This is a genomic window from Streptomyces sp. NPDC030814 (assembly GCF_055572155.1).
This window is the reverse complement of the sequence record NZ_JBVIDX010000005.1, coordinates 342,395-358,013: the sequence shown is the minus strand read 5'-3', so window position 1 is coordinate 358,013 and position 15,619 is coordinate 342,395. Positions and strand designations below refer to the sequence as shown.

General features: G+C 71.5%; 12 protein-coding genes. 7 read left to right on the top strand and 5 right to left on the bottom strand.

Features of this window, described 5'->3' with window-relative positions:
• Position 1: 1 nt before the first annotated feature.
• A complete protein-coding gene (locus ACZ43N_RS14225) occupies positions 2 to 1,576 on the bottom strand; it encodes an oleate hydratase (protein WP_468097504.1) in 1,575 nt (524 codons plus the stop codon).
• A 214-nt stretch (positions 1,577 to 1,790) separates the two neighbouring features.
• On the opposite strand from ACZ43N_RS14225, the gene ACZ43N_RS14220 reads away from it, so the two are divergent.
• The 5 genes from ACZ43N_RS14220 (at position 1,791) to pflA (ending at position 7,739) form a co-directional block, all read left to right on the top strand.
• On the top strand, positions 1,791 to 2,696 hold the full coding sequence (locus ACZ43N_RS14220; protein WP_468097503.1) for a universal stress protein: 906 nt from the start codon (positions 1,791 to 1,793) through the stop codon (positions 2,694 to 2,696).
• 32 nt (positions 2,697 to 2,728) lie between these two features.
• Positions 2,729 to 3,652, top strand: a complete 924-nt coding sequence (locus tag ACZ43N_RS14215; protein WP_468097502.1) for a carbamate kinase — start codon at positions 2,729 to 2,731, stop codon at positions 3,650 to 3,652.
• 217 nt (positions 3,653 to 3,869) lie between these two features.
• Complete coding sequence (locus ACZ43N_RS14210) at positions 3,870 to 4,493, top strand: hypothetical protein (RefSeq protein ID WP_468097501.1); 624 nt, start codon at positions 3,870 to 3,872, stop codon at positions 4,491 to 4,493.
• A gap of 241 nt (positions 4,494 to 4,734) precedes the next feature.
• On the top strand, positions 4,735 to 6,996 hold the full coding sequence (gene pflB / locus ACZ43N_RS14205; protein ID WP_468097499.1) for a formate C-acetyltransferase: 2,262 nt from the start codon (positions 4,735 to 4,737) through the stop codon (positions 6,994 to 6,996).
• Complete coding sequence (gene pflA / locus ACZ43N_RS14200; protein WP_468097498.1) at positions 6,993 to 7,739, top strand: pyruvate formate-lyase-activating protein; 747 nt, start codon at positions 6,993 to 6,995, stop codon at positions 7,737 to 7,739. Before pflB ends, pflA begins: the two co-directional genes overlap by 4 nt.
• Before the next feature lie 65 nt (positions 7,740 to 7,804).
• Here pflA and ACZ43N_RS14195 read toward each other — a convergent pair whose 3' ends face one another.
• From ACZ43N_RS14195 to adhP, 4 genes are all read right to left on the bottom strand, one after another.
• Entirely contained in the window at positions 7,805 to 8,026 is a 222-nt protein-coding gene (locus ACZ43N_RS14195) for a hypothetical protein (protein ID WP_468097496.1), read from the bottom strand.
• A gap of 1,007 nt (positions 8,027 to 9,033) precedes the next feature.
• A complete protein-coding gene (locus ACZ43N_RS14190; protein ID WP_468097494.1) occupies positions 9,034 to 9,741 on the bottom strand; it encodes a CBS domain-containing protein in 708 nt (235 codons plus the stop codon).
• Between the two features lie 16 nt (positions 9,742 to 9,757).
• The gene (gene ppdK / locus ACZ43N_RS14185; protein ID WP_468097492.1) at positions 9,758 to 12,451 is read right to left on the bottom strand and encodes a pyruvate, phosphate dikinase; all 2,694 of its coding nucleotides are present in this window, start codon (positions 12,449 to 12,451) and stop codon (positions 9,758 to 9,760) included.
• Positions 12,452 to 12,506: 55 nt separating this feature from the next.
• Positions 12,507 to 13,517: an alcohol dehydrogenase AdhP gene (adhP, locus tag ACZ43N_RS14180; RefSeq protein ID WP_468097490.1), complete on the bottom strand. Its 1,011-nt coding sequence runs from the start codon at positions 13,515 to 13,517 to the stop codon at positions 12,507 to 12,509.
• 237 nt (positions 13,518 to 13,754) lie between these two features.
• Between adhP and ACZ43N_RS14175 the strand changes: the two genes are divergently transcribed.
• Both ACZ43N_RS14175 and gap read left to right on the top strand, forming a co-directional pair.
• Positions 13,755 to 14,447 (top strand): response regulator, encoded by a 693-nt coding sequence (locus ACZ43N_RS14175; protein ID WP_468097488.1) that lies wholly within the window; start codon positions 13,755 to 13,757, stop codon positions 14,445 to 14,447.
• 121 nt (positions 14,448 to 14,568) lie between these two features.
• On the top strand, positions 14,569 to 15,603 hold the full coding sequence (gene gap / locus ACZ43N_RS14170; RefSeq protein ID WP_468097486.1) for a type I glyceraldehyde-3-phosphate dehydrogenase: 1,035 nt from the start codon (positions 14,569 to 14,571) through the stop codon (positions 15,601 to 15,603).
• Positions 15,604 to 15,619: the final 16 nt, after the last annotated feature.

The following is a 15,619-nucleotide window of genomic DNA, read 5'->3' as shown; positions in this document are numbered from 1 at the left end:
GTCACCGTCGGTGCACGGTCTCCAGCGCGGCGATCAGCACATGCGGGTCGAGGTAACCCTTGTGGACCGCGGGCGGCTGCCTGTCGAGGCCGAGGAGCCGCGCCACGGCGGTCCACGCGGTCCGTACGGAGTACTCGACGGTGAAGGTCGCGTCGGCCGCCACCTCGGCGAACTGCCCGATGAACGCGAGGTTGACCGACCCCTTGGGCACGACCTCCGGCCGGTCGTCGCGTCGGCGGGCCAGGAACTGGCTGGTGGCGTACGGCATCAGGCACGGCACCACCGTCGAGGTCTCCAGCACGCGGGCCGCCACGGCCTCGTCGAGGCGCAGATGGTGCAGGACCTCCTCGAGGATCTCCCGGCCGGAGCACATCGTCATCGGCTTCGGAGTCCGGTCGCCGGCCCGGCCGGGATGCAGGGCGTAACCCCACCACACGCCGACGCCCTCGGGCTGGCCGGGGTGGACCGGCTGACGGTCCGCCACGATCGTGAGCAGCCAGCCCGAGCCGGTGAACGTCATGGGCCCGCCGTGGCCGGCCCCGTGGCCGCCGATCTTCGCCAGTGCGTCCAGGAAGACCCCGGGGTCCTCGGTGGTGACGGTGAACGACTCCACGCGGGACTCCTTGACACGCTTGTCGAACGCGTCAGGGTTGCCGAAGTCGTCGCGCCCCCGGGCCAGCCGGTGCCAGAGCAGCCAGGCGTCGGAACGGGGGCGCGGCGGAGGAGGAGGGGCGGTGTGCGAGCCGACGCTGGAGGAGTCGGCCATGGAGCCGTTGGTCACCAGGACCAGGTCGTCGGGGGCCACGGCGATCTTCTCGTCCCGTCCCTGCCGGGAGAGGGAGAGGGTCGCGACCGTGATGTCCCGGTGCCCCGGCGCGAAGGCGAGGTCGGTGACCCGGCACCCGGTGTGGACGGTCACCCCGTGTTCGAGCAGCCAGTCCGTCAAGGGCCGTACGACGGAGTCGTACGCGTTGTAGCGGGGGCGGTGGACGCCCGACAGGGTCGCGAACTGCGGGAGCAGGTGGACGAAGCGCTTCAGGTGGCGGCGGAACTCGATGGCGCTGTGCCAGGGCTGCAAGGCGAACGTGGTGCACCACAGGAACCAGAAGTTCGTGGTGAAGAAGTGCTCGCCGAAGCAGTCGCTGATCCGCCTGCCGTCCAGGTGCGCCTCGGGCGTCGCCAGGCAGCGGGCCAGGTCCAGGCGGTCGCGCTCGGAGAAGCCCGTCGAGCGGGTGTCCACGACCCTCCCGTCCGCGTCGACGAGACGCGCGAGGTCGTCCCAGGCGAACCGCTCGTGCTCGGCGAGGATCTCCTGCGTCACCGACACCGAGGGGTCGTCGAGCGAGGGGATGCCGGAAAGCAGGTCGTAGGCGCACCGGTACTCGGCCTCGAACATCAGCCCCCCGCGCAGGGAGTAGCCGGTGTCCGCCGTGCCGTCGGCGTCCGGACCGCCACCGATCCGCCGGTGCTCCTCGAACAGATGGATGTCCGATCCGTCGAAACCGCCGTCGCGGATCAGGAACGCGGCGGCGGCGAGCGCCGCGATCCCACTGCCCACCAGATATGCCTTCGCCATCACACAACTCCTCGTGCTCGCCCGCCCGTCGGGAACGGAGCACCCCCAGCCTCTCCGGCGCCGACGACGCCGTCATGGGGCCATTGGTCACTCGTCGGGCGCCCCGACGGCGCGCAGGACCATCGGCCCCGTGCGGGGGGACCAGCGGTCTCTGCACCGGGCCACGCACCGGCCACCACCCTGGAACCGGAACCCGACACAGGAGGTGGACAGCATGTCCCGCAACGTCACCGTGGGCCTCGACGGCTCGCCCGAGAGCCGTGCGGCCGCCGAGTGGGCGGCCCGGGAGGCGAAGCTGCGCGGGCTGCCGCTGCGGCTGGTGCACGTCTGGGAGCCCGTCCCCGAGCCCATGGCACAGGCCCCGCTGCTCGGTGCCGAGACGCAGCAGCACTGGAGCGAGCGCATTCCGCGAGAGACGGCGCAGGGACTTCGCCTGCGTCACCCCGGCGTACGCGTGGACATGGAGCAGATCCCCGGCGGACCGATGGACGTGCTGCCGCGCGTCGCCGAGGACGCCGAGCTGCTGGTTCTCGGGTCGCGCGGGCTGAGCGGCATCGGGGGATTCCTCGTCGGCTCCGTGGGCATGGCCGTGATAGCGCACACCGACACCCCGGTGGTCCTGGTAAGGGCCGGTGAACAGGCGTCCGACGAGCACGAGCCCGATCCGGTGGGCATCCCCTCCGCCGCCACCGCCTACCGGCCCGTGGTCCTCGGCCTCGACATCGGACGCCCCGACGAGGCGGTGATCGCGTTTGCATTCGAGGCAGCCGCCCGCCGCCGTACCGCGCTGACCGTCGTGCACGGCTGGAGCCTGCCCCCGTACTTCGCCTACGGACTCCCCGCCGACCTCGAACTCAACGCGGAACTCGGCCGGCAGGAGGCCGCGGCGCTCTCCGAGGTGCTCCGCCCCTGGCGGCACAAGCACCCCGACGTCGAAGTCGCCGAGGTGTCCCGACCAGGCAGCCCCGCACACCACGTCATCGACGCCTCCCGCGAGGCATCGCTGGTCGTCGTCGGCCGCCGCAGGCGCCGCAGCCCGATCGGCGCCCACATCGGCCCCGTCACCCACGCCGTGCTGCACCACGCCGCCGCGCCCGTCGCCGTCGTCGCGCACGACTGACCGCACCCCAGGCCGGGCGGAGGGCCACACACATGCGCATCGTCATCGCTCTCGGCGGCAACGCACTGCTGCACCGGGACGAACCCCCCGACGCGGACGTCCAGACGGCGAACATCGACCGGGTGACCACCGCGATCGCCGGGCTCGCCCTGGAACACGAGATCGTCGTCACCCACGGCAACGGGCCGCAGATCGCTCTGCTCACCGGTGAGAGCACGGCCGACCCCGCGCTGAGCGCTCCCTACCCCCTGGATCTGCTCGGCGCCCAGACCCAGGGAATGATCGGCTCGCTGCTGGTTCGCGCCCTGCACGACGCGCTGCCGGGGCACCCGATCGCCGCGGTGGTCACCCACACCCTGGTGCGCGCCGACGACCCCGCCTTCAGCCGTCCCACGAAGTTCGTGGGACGGCCGTACTCACGTGCCACCGCCGGGTTCCTGGCACGCGAGCACGGCTGGCACTTCGCGGACGACGGCAGGGGCTGGCGGCGCGTGGTCCCGTCGCCGTCGCCCGAGCGGGTCCTGGAGGCCGACACCCTTCACGAGCTGCTGAGCAGTGGGACGCTGGTCGTGTGCGCAGGCGGCGGCGGAGTCCCCGTCACCGCCGACAAGGACACCGGTGCGCTGACCGGCGTCGAGGCCATCGTGGACAAGGACCTGACGGCGGCTCGGCTCGCCGAGGACCTCCGAGCCGACTTCCTGCTCATCCTCACCGACGTCCCCTGCGTCTTCACCGGCTACGGCACCCGCGACCCGCGTCCCCTCCTCGACGCCACCCCCGGGGAACTGCGCCGCGGAGGCTTCTCCGCCGGCTCCATGGGGCCCAAGGCGGAGGCCGCCGCGAGGTTCGTCGAACGCACCGGGGGGCTGGCCGCCATCGGGGCCCTCGACGCGGCGTACGAGATCGTCCACGGCAGGTCCGGGACGCTGGTACGCCCTGATCTGACCGTCGGCTGAACCACGAATCCCCGCCGGACCCGTGTGCCGGCCGTGGGCTCGCCCCTGGGCCGTACCCGGGACGTCCGACCTTCAACAGCGCGGGGAGGCAGGGACGTTCGGCCTGAGCTCGGGTCCTTGCAGCCTCTCCGGCGGGCGTCGACGACGCGGGACATTGAAGACGCAACGAGAGGCGTCCACCCTCCGCGCGTCGCACCCCTCGAAAGGGATGAGCATCATGGCAGTGCACAACCACCCCCACCGTCACCCGGTGTTCCGCTTCCCGTCCCTGCACCGCACCGGGACGGCTCCCGTCTCCGTCGACGAGACGACCGCCGCGGCCGCGACGACCCGCGCGTATGTGTTCGCCGGGCTCCGCCTCCTGACCGGGTTCGTCTTCCTGTGGGCGTTCCTCGACAAGACGTTCGGCTTCGGCTACGCCACCCCGTCCGGCGCCGGCTGGATCGACGGCGGCTCACCCACCAAGGGCTTCCTCAGCCACGTCGCCGCCGGGCCGATGGAGTCCACCTTCCACGACTGGGCAGGAGCCGGCTGGGCGGACTGGCTGTTCATGCTCGGTCTCCTCGGCATCGGGCTCGCCCTGATCGCGGGCATCGGATTGCGGCTCGCCGCGGTCGCCGGCACCGTGATGATGGCCCTGATGTGGGTCGCCGAGTGGCCACCGGCGAAGCACCTGTCCGACGGATCGGCGAGCATGTCGACCAACCCCTTCGCCGACTACCACCTCCTCTACGCCGTCGTCCTGGTCGCCCTGGCGGCGGCGGGAGCGGGCGCCACCTGGGGCCTGGGCAGGGTCTGGGCACGGCTGCCCTTCGTCAGCCGCAACCGCTGGCTCATCTGAGGGCTGAGGGCTGAGGGCTCGTCAGACCGGGGGTATCCCGCCGAGACGCGGGGGTGCCCCCGGTCGTTCGTGTCACCGCCGACGGGCGCGGCCCCCGCACAGCGACAGGGCCCATCGGCCCCCACGCGCGAGGGACCGATGGCGCGGCCCGCTTACGCCGACAGACCCTCCCCGCGGGAATCACGGGAGACGAGCATCAAAGTGCAGAGATTCTGCGCACGGAGCGAGGGAGAGACCGGCGATGACGGCAACGGTGACAGCTGGACCCGGTGCGACGACCGAGGCATGGCGCGGCTTCGCCGGTGACCACTGGCGCAACCAGGTCGACGTACGGGACTTCATCCAGGCCAACTACACGCCCTACGACGGCGACGCGGCGTTCCTCACCGGGCCGACCGAGCGCACGCTCGCCGTCTGGCACAAGGTCGCCCGGCTGTTCCCTGAGGAACGGCGCCTGGGCATCCTCGACGTCGACCCCGGCCTTCCCTCCACCATCACCTCGCACCGGCCCGGCTTCATCGACCGCGACCGGGAACTGATCGTCGGCCTCCAGACCGACGCCCCGCTGAGGCGGGCCATCATGCCCAACGGCGGCCTGCGGATGGTGGAGAACGGCCTCAAGGCGTACGGCTACCAGGCCGATCCCTTCGTGAAGCGCGTCTTCGGCACGTACCGCAAGACCCACAACGACGGCGTCTTCGACGCCTACACCCCCGAGATGCGGGCAGCCCGCAAGGCGGGCATCATCACCGGCCTGCCGGACGCCTACGGGCGCGGCCGGATCATCGGTGACTACCGGCGCGTCGCGCTGTACGGCACCGACCGGCTGATCGAGGCCAAGCGGGCCGAGCGGGCCCTGCTGGACGCGCGGCCCTCCACCCCGGACGTCATCCGCGACCGCGAGGAACTGGCCGAGCAGATCAGGGCGTTGGGCGAACTCGCGCAGATGGCGGCCTCGTACGGCTGCGACGTCGCCCGTCCCGCCGCCACCGCGCACGAGGCGGTGCAATGGCTGTACCTCGGCTTCCTGGCGGCGGTGAAGGAGCAGAACGGCGCCGCGATGTCGCTGGGCCGCACCTCCACCTTCCTCGACGTCTACCTCCAACGGGACCTGGAGGCGGGCACGATCGACGAGACCCGCGCCCAGGAGCTGATCGACGACTTCGTGATCAAGCTGCGGATCGTACGGTTCCTGCGCACCCCCGAGTACGACGCCCTGTTCTCCGGCGACCCGACCTGGGTGACGGAGTCCATCGGCGGCATCGGCGCCGACGGGCGCCCGCTGGTCACCCGCACGTCGTTCCGCTTCCTGCAGACCCTCTACAACCTCGGCCCGGCCCCCGAGCCCAACCTGACCGTCCTGTGGTCACCACGGCTGCCCGAGGGGTTCAAGCGGTTCTGCGCGCAGGTCTCCATCGACACCAGTGCCATCCAGTACGAGTCCGACGACCTGCTGCGCCCCCGCACCGGCGACGACACGGCGATCGCCTGCTGCGTCTCCGCGATGGCGGTGGGCCGGCAGATGCAGTTCTTCGGAGCGCGGGTCAACCTGGCCAAGGCGCTGCTGTACGCGGTCAACGGCGGCCGGGACGAGATGACCGGCGAGCAGATCGCCCCCGCGGTGCCCGCGCTGACCGGCGAGTACCTGGACTACGAGGAGCTGTCGGCGGCGTACGACCGCATGCTGGACTGGCTGGCCGCCACCTACGTCAACGCACTCAACGTCATCCACTACATGCACGACAAGTACGCCTACGAGCGCATCGAGATGGCCCTGCACGACCACCCTGTGCACCGGTTCATGGCATGCGGCATCGCGGGCCTGTCCGTCGCCGTGGACAGCCTCTCCGCCGTCAAGCACGCCCGGGTCAAGGTCTTCCGGGACGCGACGGGCCTCGCCGTCGACTTCCGTACCGAGGGCGAGTTCCCCGCGTACGGCAACAACGACGACCGCGCCGACCGCATCGCCGTCGACCTGGTGGAGTCGTTCATGGCGAAAGTACGGCGCCACCCGACCTACCGGGACGCCGAGCACACCCAGTCGGTGCTGACCATCACCTCGAACGTGGTGTACGGCAAGCACACCGGCAACACCCCCGACGGCCGCCGTGCCGGAGCCCCCTTCGCACCGGGCGCCAACCCGATGAACGGACGGGACCTGCACGGGGTGGCCGCCTCGGCCCTCTCGGTCGCCAAGCTCCCGTACGAACAGGCCCGGGACGGCATCTCGTTGACGACGACGATCACGCCCGAGGGCCTGGGCCATGACCCGGCCGAACGTCCGGGGAACCTGGTCGGCATCCTCGACGCCTACACGGCCGCCGACGGCTTCCACATGAACGTCAACGTGCTGGACCGCGCGACGCTGGAGGACGCCATGGAACATCCGGAGAAGTACCCGGAGCTCACCGTGCGTGTCTCCGGATACGCCGTCAACTTCGTCCGCCTGACCCGCGAGCAGCAGCTCGACGTGATCAGCCGCACCTTCCACGGATCGCTGTGAACCCCACCGCCCGGCCGGTGACGGGCCGCGTCCACTCCTGGGACCTGTCCACGGGGGTGGACGGGCCCGGGACCCGGTTCGTCCTCTTCCTCAGCGGCTGCCCGCTGCGCTGCCTCTACTGCGCCAACCCGGACACCTGGCACATGCGCGACGGCAGACCGACCACCGTCGACGAGGTGATGGCCGACATCGAGAAGTACCGGCCCTTCATCACCACCGCCGGCGGGGGATTGACACTCACCGGCGGCGAGGCCCTCCTGCAACCCGCTTTCACGGCCGGCGTCTTCCGCCGCTGCAAGGAACTCGGTCTGCACACCGCCCTCGACACCTCCGGCTTCCTCGGCGCCCGCGCCACCGACGAACTGCTCGCCGACACCGACCTCGTCCTGCTGGACGTCAAGTCCTTCGACGTCCCCACCTACCGGACGCTGACGGGCGGGGAACTCTCCCCGACCCTGAACTTCGCCACCCGCCTCGACCGGCTCGGCGTCCCCGTGTGGATCCGCTATGTCCTCGTGCCCGGCTGGACCGACGACCCGGCGGCCGTCGACGGGCTCGGCGCGTTCCTGGCCGGGCTGGGCAACGTCGACCGGGTGGACGTCCTGCCCTTCCACAAGCTCGGCGCCCACAAGTACGAGGCGCTCGGCATCCCGTTCCCGCTGCGCGACACACCCACCCCGGACGCGGGACTGACGGAGCGGGTGCGCGAACAGTTCCGGGAGCACGGCCTGCGGGCCCTGTGACCAACGCGCCGGTACCGTGGGGCGAAGCGAAGTTCCTCCGCCCCACGGGTCACGCAGCGCACACGTCAGCCCCCGTCGACGGGCAGCCCTTCCAGCTGGGCCAGGTCACGGCGATCAGAGCCGTGCAGCACGGCGCCGTCGCAGGCGGGCAGGCCGACCGACACCTTGTTCGGTTCCTTCGCGGCGATGAAGCCGACAGGCTTGCCGCCCTCGTCGGTGAACACCTCGACGCGGCCGGTTTCGCGGCCGTCCGTTCCGGTGTCCGGCAGCCGCCTGTCGAGCAGCACGCCGCACCAACGGGCAGACGAAGACCCTAGGGGTTCTCCCGTCCTTCCGCAGTCGAACCCGGTCAGGCACACCACGGACACCCTCGGCTTCGGTGTCGTACGCGCGCATCCACGTTATGCAGACCTGCCGCTCGCGAGCTGTCCGGCATTGCGCCGGACCGGGCGGTGGCCGGACCTCCCATCAGCGTCTCCGACGGCACCTCGCGGGCCCGGCGACACCACCCCCCAGGTCATCTGTTCGACAGGGGGACACAGTCATGCCGGGCCCGGAGGCCAGCGGCCCCGTTGCGGAACCGCGGAAAACATAACGGGGGCGATCAGGCTTGACCTCGCTGCCACCGCAGGTCCCGGCGTCCCGCGTGCTGACCTTTTTCGTGATCAACGTGCAGCTGTCGTCGGAGTCGCCCTTGCACTGCACCGGCCAGACGTTCGTGGGGTGGGCATACTCGGCGGGCTTGTCGCCGACCTTCGCCCACGGGACACCGACGGTCGCCTTATGGGGTCCTGGGAAGCGCACACAGGTCGATCTCCGCCTTAGGGGGTCCTTCCGCCATGCCCGCCCAGGGTCGCGTGGTCCGGCACCGCATCTCGCCGCGTTGCCCAAAGGTCCTGGCAGCCTCGCTACGAGAACCTTCCGGCGCCTTGCGATGCACGGCATGGCACCAGAGCACGCGACCTGATCGGACGCTCATAGTGAAAGGACCCCTTACCGCCGAGCCCGGTGTCGTCGACCGTCGCCGTGTGCTGGTCGGGGCAGTCCTTCGAGCCCTGTCCCGCGACCCGCCCGTGGCCCCCGGCCGACGCTCCCTTGCCGCAGGCTTCCGGGTCCGCCCCCCGCCCGCATGCCGTGAGGGCTGGCGTGAGGGCGGCTGCTGTGACGCCTGGCTGCCAGGGGCCGGCCCGTGAGGACGTCGGTAAGACTATGCAGGTGACCTGCGCAAGATCGACAGCGCGTGCGGCGGCACAATGCCCTGGCACGGGGAGCGGGACCGTGCGCCCGGTCAGGATCACCGCCCCCGACGCCCCCGTGGGGGAAGCGCCGCCTCGAGGGGACCGGCGTCGTCGACACGGAACGTCAGCTCGCTCACGACGCCGACCACCCCGTCCACCCGCCACGTCAGCCGGATCGCGAGGGGGATGTCACTGCGCCGTTCCAGCCGGCCCTCCAGCTTGACCACGCCGTCCCGCACCGACGCGGTGACCGTCCCGGGCGGCAGGGACATGGCACGGCTCAGGACCTCGTCGGTCACGTCGCGGCCGATCTCCTCGTCCGTGCGCAGAAACACCCGCAGCAGGTCCCTGCGCGTGGCGATGCCGATCAGCCGGTCCTCCTCGTCGACCACGGGCAGCCGGTCGACGCGGTGCCGTTCCATGACGCGGGCGGCGTCCGCGACGCGCTGCTCGGGGTGCACCGTGACGGCGGGCGACGACATCAGCTCCCCGGCGGTCACGGCCGAGGACGTGGGCGCCCGCCGGGCGGAGTGGCGCAGCGCGGCCCCGCGGAACAGCCGGGCGTGTCCCTGAGCGCCCCCCGATGCCTGCCGACGGATCAGATCGGTCTCGGAGATCACTCCCACGACCTTGTCGTCGCTGTCCACCACGGGCAGACCACTGATGCGGTACTGGTCCAGCAGCCGGGCCACCTCCTTGAACGAGGTGTCCCGGCGCGCTTGGACGACGTCACGCGTCATCACCTCACCGACGATGCGCGTCATGACGCCAGCTCCTTTCTCACCGGGTGTCGCCGCTGTCCGTCCCCGTCAGCGCGGCCCGCCCGGCTTCGAGGCGGGCGACCGGGACGCGGAAGGGAGAGCAGGAGACGTAGTCCAGGCCGGCGGCATGGAAGAAGTGCACGGAATCCGGGTCGCCGCCGTGCTCACCGCAGACGCCGATCTTCAGATCGGGCCGCACCGCGCGGCCCTCCGCCACGGCGATCTCGACCAGCCGGCCCACACCCTCACGGTCGATCGTCTCGAACGGGGACACCTTGAAGATGCCCTTGTCGAGATAGGCGGAGAAGAACGCCGCCTCGACGTCGTCACGGGAGAAGCCCCAGGTGGTCTGGGTCAGATCGTTCGTGCCGAAGGAGAAGAAACGCGCCTCCTCGGCGATCCTGCCCGCCGTGAGTGCGGCCCTCGGCAGCTCGATCATCGTGCCGACCGGGCACGAGAGGGCCACGCCCGACCGGTCGGCGACCTCCGCCAGAACCTGCTCCACCTCCTCGCGCACGATCCGCAGTTCCTCGACGGTGTCCACGAGCGGCACCATGATCTCCGCGCGCGGGTCGCCACCCGTCCGCTTCCGCTCCACGACCGCCTCGGCGATCGCCCGCACCTGCATCGCGACCAGCCCCGGCGCGACCAGACCCAGGCGGACGCCGCGCAGGCCGAGCATCGGGTTCTCCTCGTGCATGCGGTTCACCGCGTCCAGCAGCTCCGTGTCGTGCGCGCTGGGCGGGGTGCCCGCCGCCTCGGCGGCCGCCAGACGCACCGCGAGCTCCGTGCGGTCGGGCAGGAACTCGTGGAGCGGCGGGTCGAGCAGCCGGATGGTCACGGGCAGCCCGTCCATTGCCTCCAGGATGCCGACGAAGTCCTGCCGCTGCAGCGGCAGCAGCGCGTCCAAGGCCCGTTCGCGTTCGGCGTCCGTGGCGGCGAGGATCATCGCCTCGACCAGCTGCCTGCGGTCGCCGAGGAACATGTGCTCGGTACGGCACAGCCCGATGCCCTCGGCACCGAAACGCCGGGCCCGTGCGGCGTCCTCGGGTGTGTCGGCGTTCGCCCGCACACCCAGCCGCCGTACGCCGTCGGCCTGCCGCATCGCCCGGGACACGGCGGCCACCAGCCCCGTCGGCTCCCCGTCCTGCCCGCCGGTCTCGAAGTACCGCATCACCGCGGAGTCGACCAGCGGAGCCGCACCCGGGTACACCGCGCCCTCGGAGCCGTCGACGGAGATGACCGTGCCCTCCTCGACGACGGTGCCGTCCACGGTGAAGCGGCGCTCCCGCGGGTCCACCGTGATCTCCTCGGCGCCGCAGACACAGACCTTGCCCATGCCGCGCGCGACCACGGCCGCGTGGCTGGTCTTGCCGCCGCGGCTGGTCAGTACGGCCTGGGCGGCGACCATGCCCGGCAGGTCGTCGGGGGTCGTCTCCTGCCGTACGAGGACGACCTTCTCCCCGGCGGCGGCACGCCGTACCGCCTCGGCGGAGTCGAAGACGGCCGCGCCCACGGCGGCGCCGGGCGAGGCGGGGATGCCGTGGGCGAGAGCCTCACCGACGGCCGCGGTGTCGAAGTGGGGGAACATCAGCCGTGCCAGCCCGTTCCCGCTGACCCGCGCCAGAGCCTCGTCCTCGCTGATCAGCCCTTCCTCGACCAGCTGGCCGGCGATGGCGAACGCCGCCTCCGCCGTCCGTTTGCCGACCCGGGTCTGGAGCATCCACAGCGTGCCGCGCTCGATGGTGAACTCGATGTCGCACAGGTCCCGGTAATGGGTCTCCAGGGTGCGCATGAGGTCGCGCAGCCGGGCGAACGCCTCGGGGTCGATGCGGCCGAGTTCGTCGAGCGGGACGGTGTTGCGGATGCCTGCGACGACGTCCTCGCCCTGCGCGTTGGGCAGGTAGTCGCCGTACAGACCGGGGCGGCCGGTGGCCGGGTCGCGGGTGAAGGCGACACCGCTGCCGGAGTCGGACCCGAGGTTGCCGAACACCATGGTCTGCACGTTGACGGCCGTGCCCAGATCGTCGGGGATGTGCTCGCGGCGGCGGTAGATCCGGGCGCGCTCGCCGTTCCAGGACTCGAAGACCGCGAGGACCGCCCGGCGCAGCTGCTCGGCGGGCGACTGCGGGAAGTACTCGCCGGTCCGCTCGCGGATCAGCTCCTTGTACGCCTCGACCAGCCCGGCAAGGTCGGCCGCGTCCAGCCCCAGATCGTCGGCGACGCCGCGGCTCTCCTTCAGCCGGGCCAGGACGTCCTGGAACAGCGCGCCGTCGACCCCCATGACCGTGCTGCCGAACATCTGCAGGAGACGGCGGTAGGAGTCCCAGGCGAAGCGCTCGTTCCCGGACACCTTGGCCAGCCCCAGCACGGACTCGTCGTTCAGACCGACGTCGAGGATCGTCTCCATCATGCCGGGCATGGAGAAGCGGGCCCCGGAGCGCACGGACAGCAGCAGCGGGTCGGCGGGCTCGCCCAGTCGGCGTCCCGCCGCCCGTTCCAGGGCGGACAGGTGCTCGGAGATCTCGCGGGCCAGGCCGTCCGGCTCGGAGCCGGTGGCCAGGAAGGCCCGGCAGGCCTCGGTGGTGACGGTGAAGCCGGGCGGCACCGGCAGGCCCATCCGGGTCATCTCGGCCAGGTTGGCACCCTTGCCGCCGAGGAGGCCGGCCAGGTCCCGGCCGCCCTCGGCGAACTCGTACACGTAACGGACCATGGCGCAGCGCTCCTTTGTCCGGCTTCCGGGGAAGGTGTGCATCGATTCGGCTGGGTCACATCTCGAAGACGATGCGCGCCTTGACCCGACCGTCGAGTACCTCGGCGATCGAGTCGTTGACCGTCTCCAGCGGGCGGGTCTCGTAGATCACCTTCGTGCGTCCGGCGGCGTGGAGCCGGAACACCTCGTCCAGGTCCTGGCGGGTACCCACGATCGAACCGATCACGGACGTGCCGTTGAGCACGGTGTCGAAGATCGGCACCCTGATGGTGCCGCCGGCGGGCAGGGCGACCATGACGAGCTTGCCACCGCGCCTGAGACCGCCGTACACCGACGCGAACGCCTGCTCGTCGACGGCCAGCGCGATCGCCGCGTGGGCGCCCCCGTGCTCCTTGAGCACCTCGGCCGGGTCCTCCTTCCGGGCGTCGATCAGGATGTCGGCGCCCAGCTCACGGGCGAGGTCCAGCTTGTCGTCGGTGACGTCGATCGCGGCGACGGTCGCTCCGGCGATCTTCGCGTACTGCACGGCGAGGTGGCCGAGACCGCCGATCCCGGAGACCGCCACCAGCTGGGTGGGACGTACCTCGGCGACCTTCAGGGCCTTGTACGTGGTGACGCCGGCGCAGGTCAGCGGGGCCGCGTCGCGTGGGTCGATGCCGTCGGGCACGGGTGCGGCGAAGTCCGCCGAGGCGAGCATCTTCTCGGCGTAGCCGCCGTCCACGGCGTAACCGGTGTTCCGCTGCTGCTCGCACAGCGTCTCCCAGCCGGACAGGCAGTGCTCGCACCGCCCGCAGGCCCAGCCCAGCCAGGGCACGGCCACCCGCTGCCCGACCTCCAGATGGGTCACCCCGTCGCCGAGCGCCTCGACGACGCCGACGCCCTCGTGGCCGGGGACGAACGGAAGGGCCGGCTTGACCGGCCAGTCGCCGTGCGCGGCGTGGATGTCGGTGTGGCACAGACCGGACGCCTCGACACGGATACGGACCTGACCGGGGCCGGGCTCCGGATCGGGCCGCTCCTCGATCACCAAGGGCCGGCCGAACGACGTGACCACTGCTGCCTTCATGGAATGCTCCCCGAGCTCTGACGACGCCTTGCCGTTCCAGGCTCGGACACGCCGGATCACCGTGGCAGGTACTGGACGTCCTCGTGGGTGGGGCCGACCGGCCCCGGTGGACCGGGTAGGGCCTACAGACCCTGGCCCTTCGGCCCCGGATCACGGAGGATCAGCGGTAGACGGTGACCGGTCGACCCATGGGGGAGCCCGGCGCGGAATCGACTGAGAGCGAACGAGGAGCATTCGATGGCGGACGGCGCGCGACCCGGACCCGACAACCCGATCCGGGTCTTCCTGCTGGACGACCACGAGGTGGTACGGCGCGGAGTGCACGACCTGCTGAACGACGAGCCGGACATCACCGTGGTCGGTGAGGCCGCCAATGTCGAGCAGGCCCTCGTCCGTGTCCCCGCCCTGCGCCCCGACGTGGCGGTGCTGGACGTACGCCTGCCGGACGGTGACGGAGTGACCGTGTGCCGGGAGCTGCGCTCGAACATGCCGGAGCTGGCCTGTCTGATGCTGACCTCGTTCGACGACGAGGAGGCCCTGCTGGACTCGATCATGGCGGGCGCGTCCGGGTACGTGCTGAAGCAGATCCAGGGCTCCGACCTGGTGTCGGCCGTACGCACGGTGGCCGCCGGCCAGTCCCTGCTCGACCCCAGCGCCACCGCGCGGCTGATGGCGCGGCTGCGGCAGGGCCAGGAACCGGAGCCGGAGCCCGACACCCTGCCGAACCTGACCGAACGGGAGCGGGAGATCCTGGCCCTGATCGGTGAGGGGCTGACCAACCGCCAGATCGGCCAGCGGCTCTACCTCGCCGAGAAGACGGTCAAGAACCACATCTCCCGGCTGCTCGCGAAGCTCGGGGTGGAGCGGCGGGTCCAGGCCGCTGTGATCGCGACCCAGGCCCAGGACAGGCTGAGGCAGGACGGCAACTGACGTCCGGCTGGCCGGGGCCGAACGTCCCCCGGCTCACCCCCGTCCGGCCCAAGCCCCGTCGCGTACCGGCCGCCAGGCTGGCGGCTGACCAACGAGGGCGCCTTTCGGGAGGACGACGGACATGAGTGTGCGCGTGGGCATCAACGGCTTCGGCCGCATCGGACGCAACTACCTGCGCTGCGCGCTGGAGCGCGCGGCGAACGGCACCGGCACGGCCGTCGAGGTCGTCGCGGTCAACGACATCACCTCCCCCGCCGCGCTGGCCCATCTCCTGGCGTACGACTCGACGTACGGCCGCCTCGGCCGGCCCGTCGAGCACGACGAGGACTCGATCACCGTGGCCGGGCACCGTGTCGCCGTCACCGCCGAGCGCGACCCGGCGGCGCTGGGCTGGGGCGACCTCGCAGTGGACGTGGTCATCGAGTCGACCGGCCGCTTCCGCACCAGGGAGCAGGCCGGCCGGCATCTGACGGCCGGGGCGCGCAAGGTGCTGCTGTCGGTGCCGGGCAAGGACGTCGACGCCACGGTGGTGGTGGGCGTCAACGAGGGGACCTACGACCCGGAGCGGCACGACGTCGTCTCCAACGCGTCCTGCACCACCAACTGCGTCGCCCCCATGGTGAAGGTCCTGGACGAGCACTTCGGGATCGTCAAGGGCCTGATGACCACCATCCACGGCTACACCAACGACCAGGTCGTCCTCGACGGCCCGCACAAGGACCTCCGCCGTGGCCGCAGCGCCGCAGTCAACATCATCCCCACCTCGACCGGCGCGGCCCGCGCGGTCGGCCTCGTACTGCCGGAGCTGTCCGGCACCCTCGACGGCATCGCCGTACGCGTCCCCGTCGAGGACGGTTCCCTCACCGACCTGAGCCTGGTCCTCGACCGGCCGGTGACCGCGGAGGAGGTCAACGCCGCCTTCCGGGAAGCCGCCGACGGACCGCTGAAGGGCGTTCTGCGGGTGTCCGAGGCACCGATCGTGTCCCGCGACATCGTGGGCGACCCGGCCTCGTGCGTCCTGGACGCCCCGCTGACGCAGGCGCACGGCGACCTGGTCAAGGTCTTCGGCTGGTACGACAACGAATGGGGCTACACCAACCGCCTCCTCGACCTCACCGAGTACGTCGCCGACCGGCTGCCCCCGCGACGGAGCTAGCCAGCCGAGTGCAGCG

Excerpts from the sequence above, each read along its gene's own strand:
- ACZ43N_RS14225 (WP_468097504.1), bottom strand. The coding sequence starts at position 1,576 with ATGGCGAAGGCATATCTGGTGGGCAGTGGGATCGCGGCGCTCGCCGCC.
- ACZ43N_RS14220 (WP_468097503.1), top strand. The coding sequence starts at position 1,791 with ATGTCCCGCAACGTCACCGTGGGCCTCGACGGCTCGCCCGAGAGCCGT.
- ACZ43N_RS14215 (WP_468097502.1), top strand. The coding sequence starts at position 2,729 with ATGCGCATCGTCATCGCTCTCGGCGGCAACGCACTGCTGCACCGGGAC.
- ACZ43N_RS14210 (WP_468097501.1), top strand. The coding sequence starts at position 3,870 with ATGGCAGTGCACAACCACCCCCACCGTCACCCGGTGTTCCGCTTCCCG.
- pflB (WP_468097499.1), top strand. The coding sequence starts at position 4,735 with ATGACGGCAACGGTGACAGCTGGACCCGGTGCGACGACCGAGGCATGG.
- ACZ43N_RS14190 (WP_468097494.1), bottom strand. The coding sequence starts at position 9,741 with ATGACGCGCATCGTCGGTGAGGTGATGACGCGTGACGTCGTCCAAGCG.
- ppdK (WP_468097492.1), bottom strand. The coding sequence starts at position 12,451 with ATGGTCCGTTACGTGTACGAGTTCGCCGAGGGCGGCCGGGACCTGGCC.
- adhP (WP_468097490.1), bottom strand. The coding sequence starts at position 13,517 with ATGAAGGCAGCAGTGGTCACGTCGTTCGGCCGGCCCTTGGTGATCGAG.
- ACZ43N_RS14175 (WP_468097488.1), top strand. The coding sequence starts at position 13,755 with ATGGCGGACGGCGCGCGACCCGGACCCGACAACCCGATCCGGGTCTTC.
- gap (WP_468097486.1), top strand. The coding sequence starts at position 14,569 with ATGAGTGTGCGCGTGGGCATCAACGGCTTCGGCCGCATCGGACGCAAC.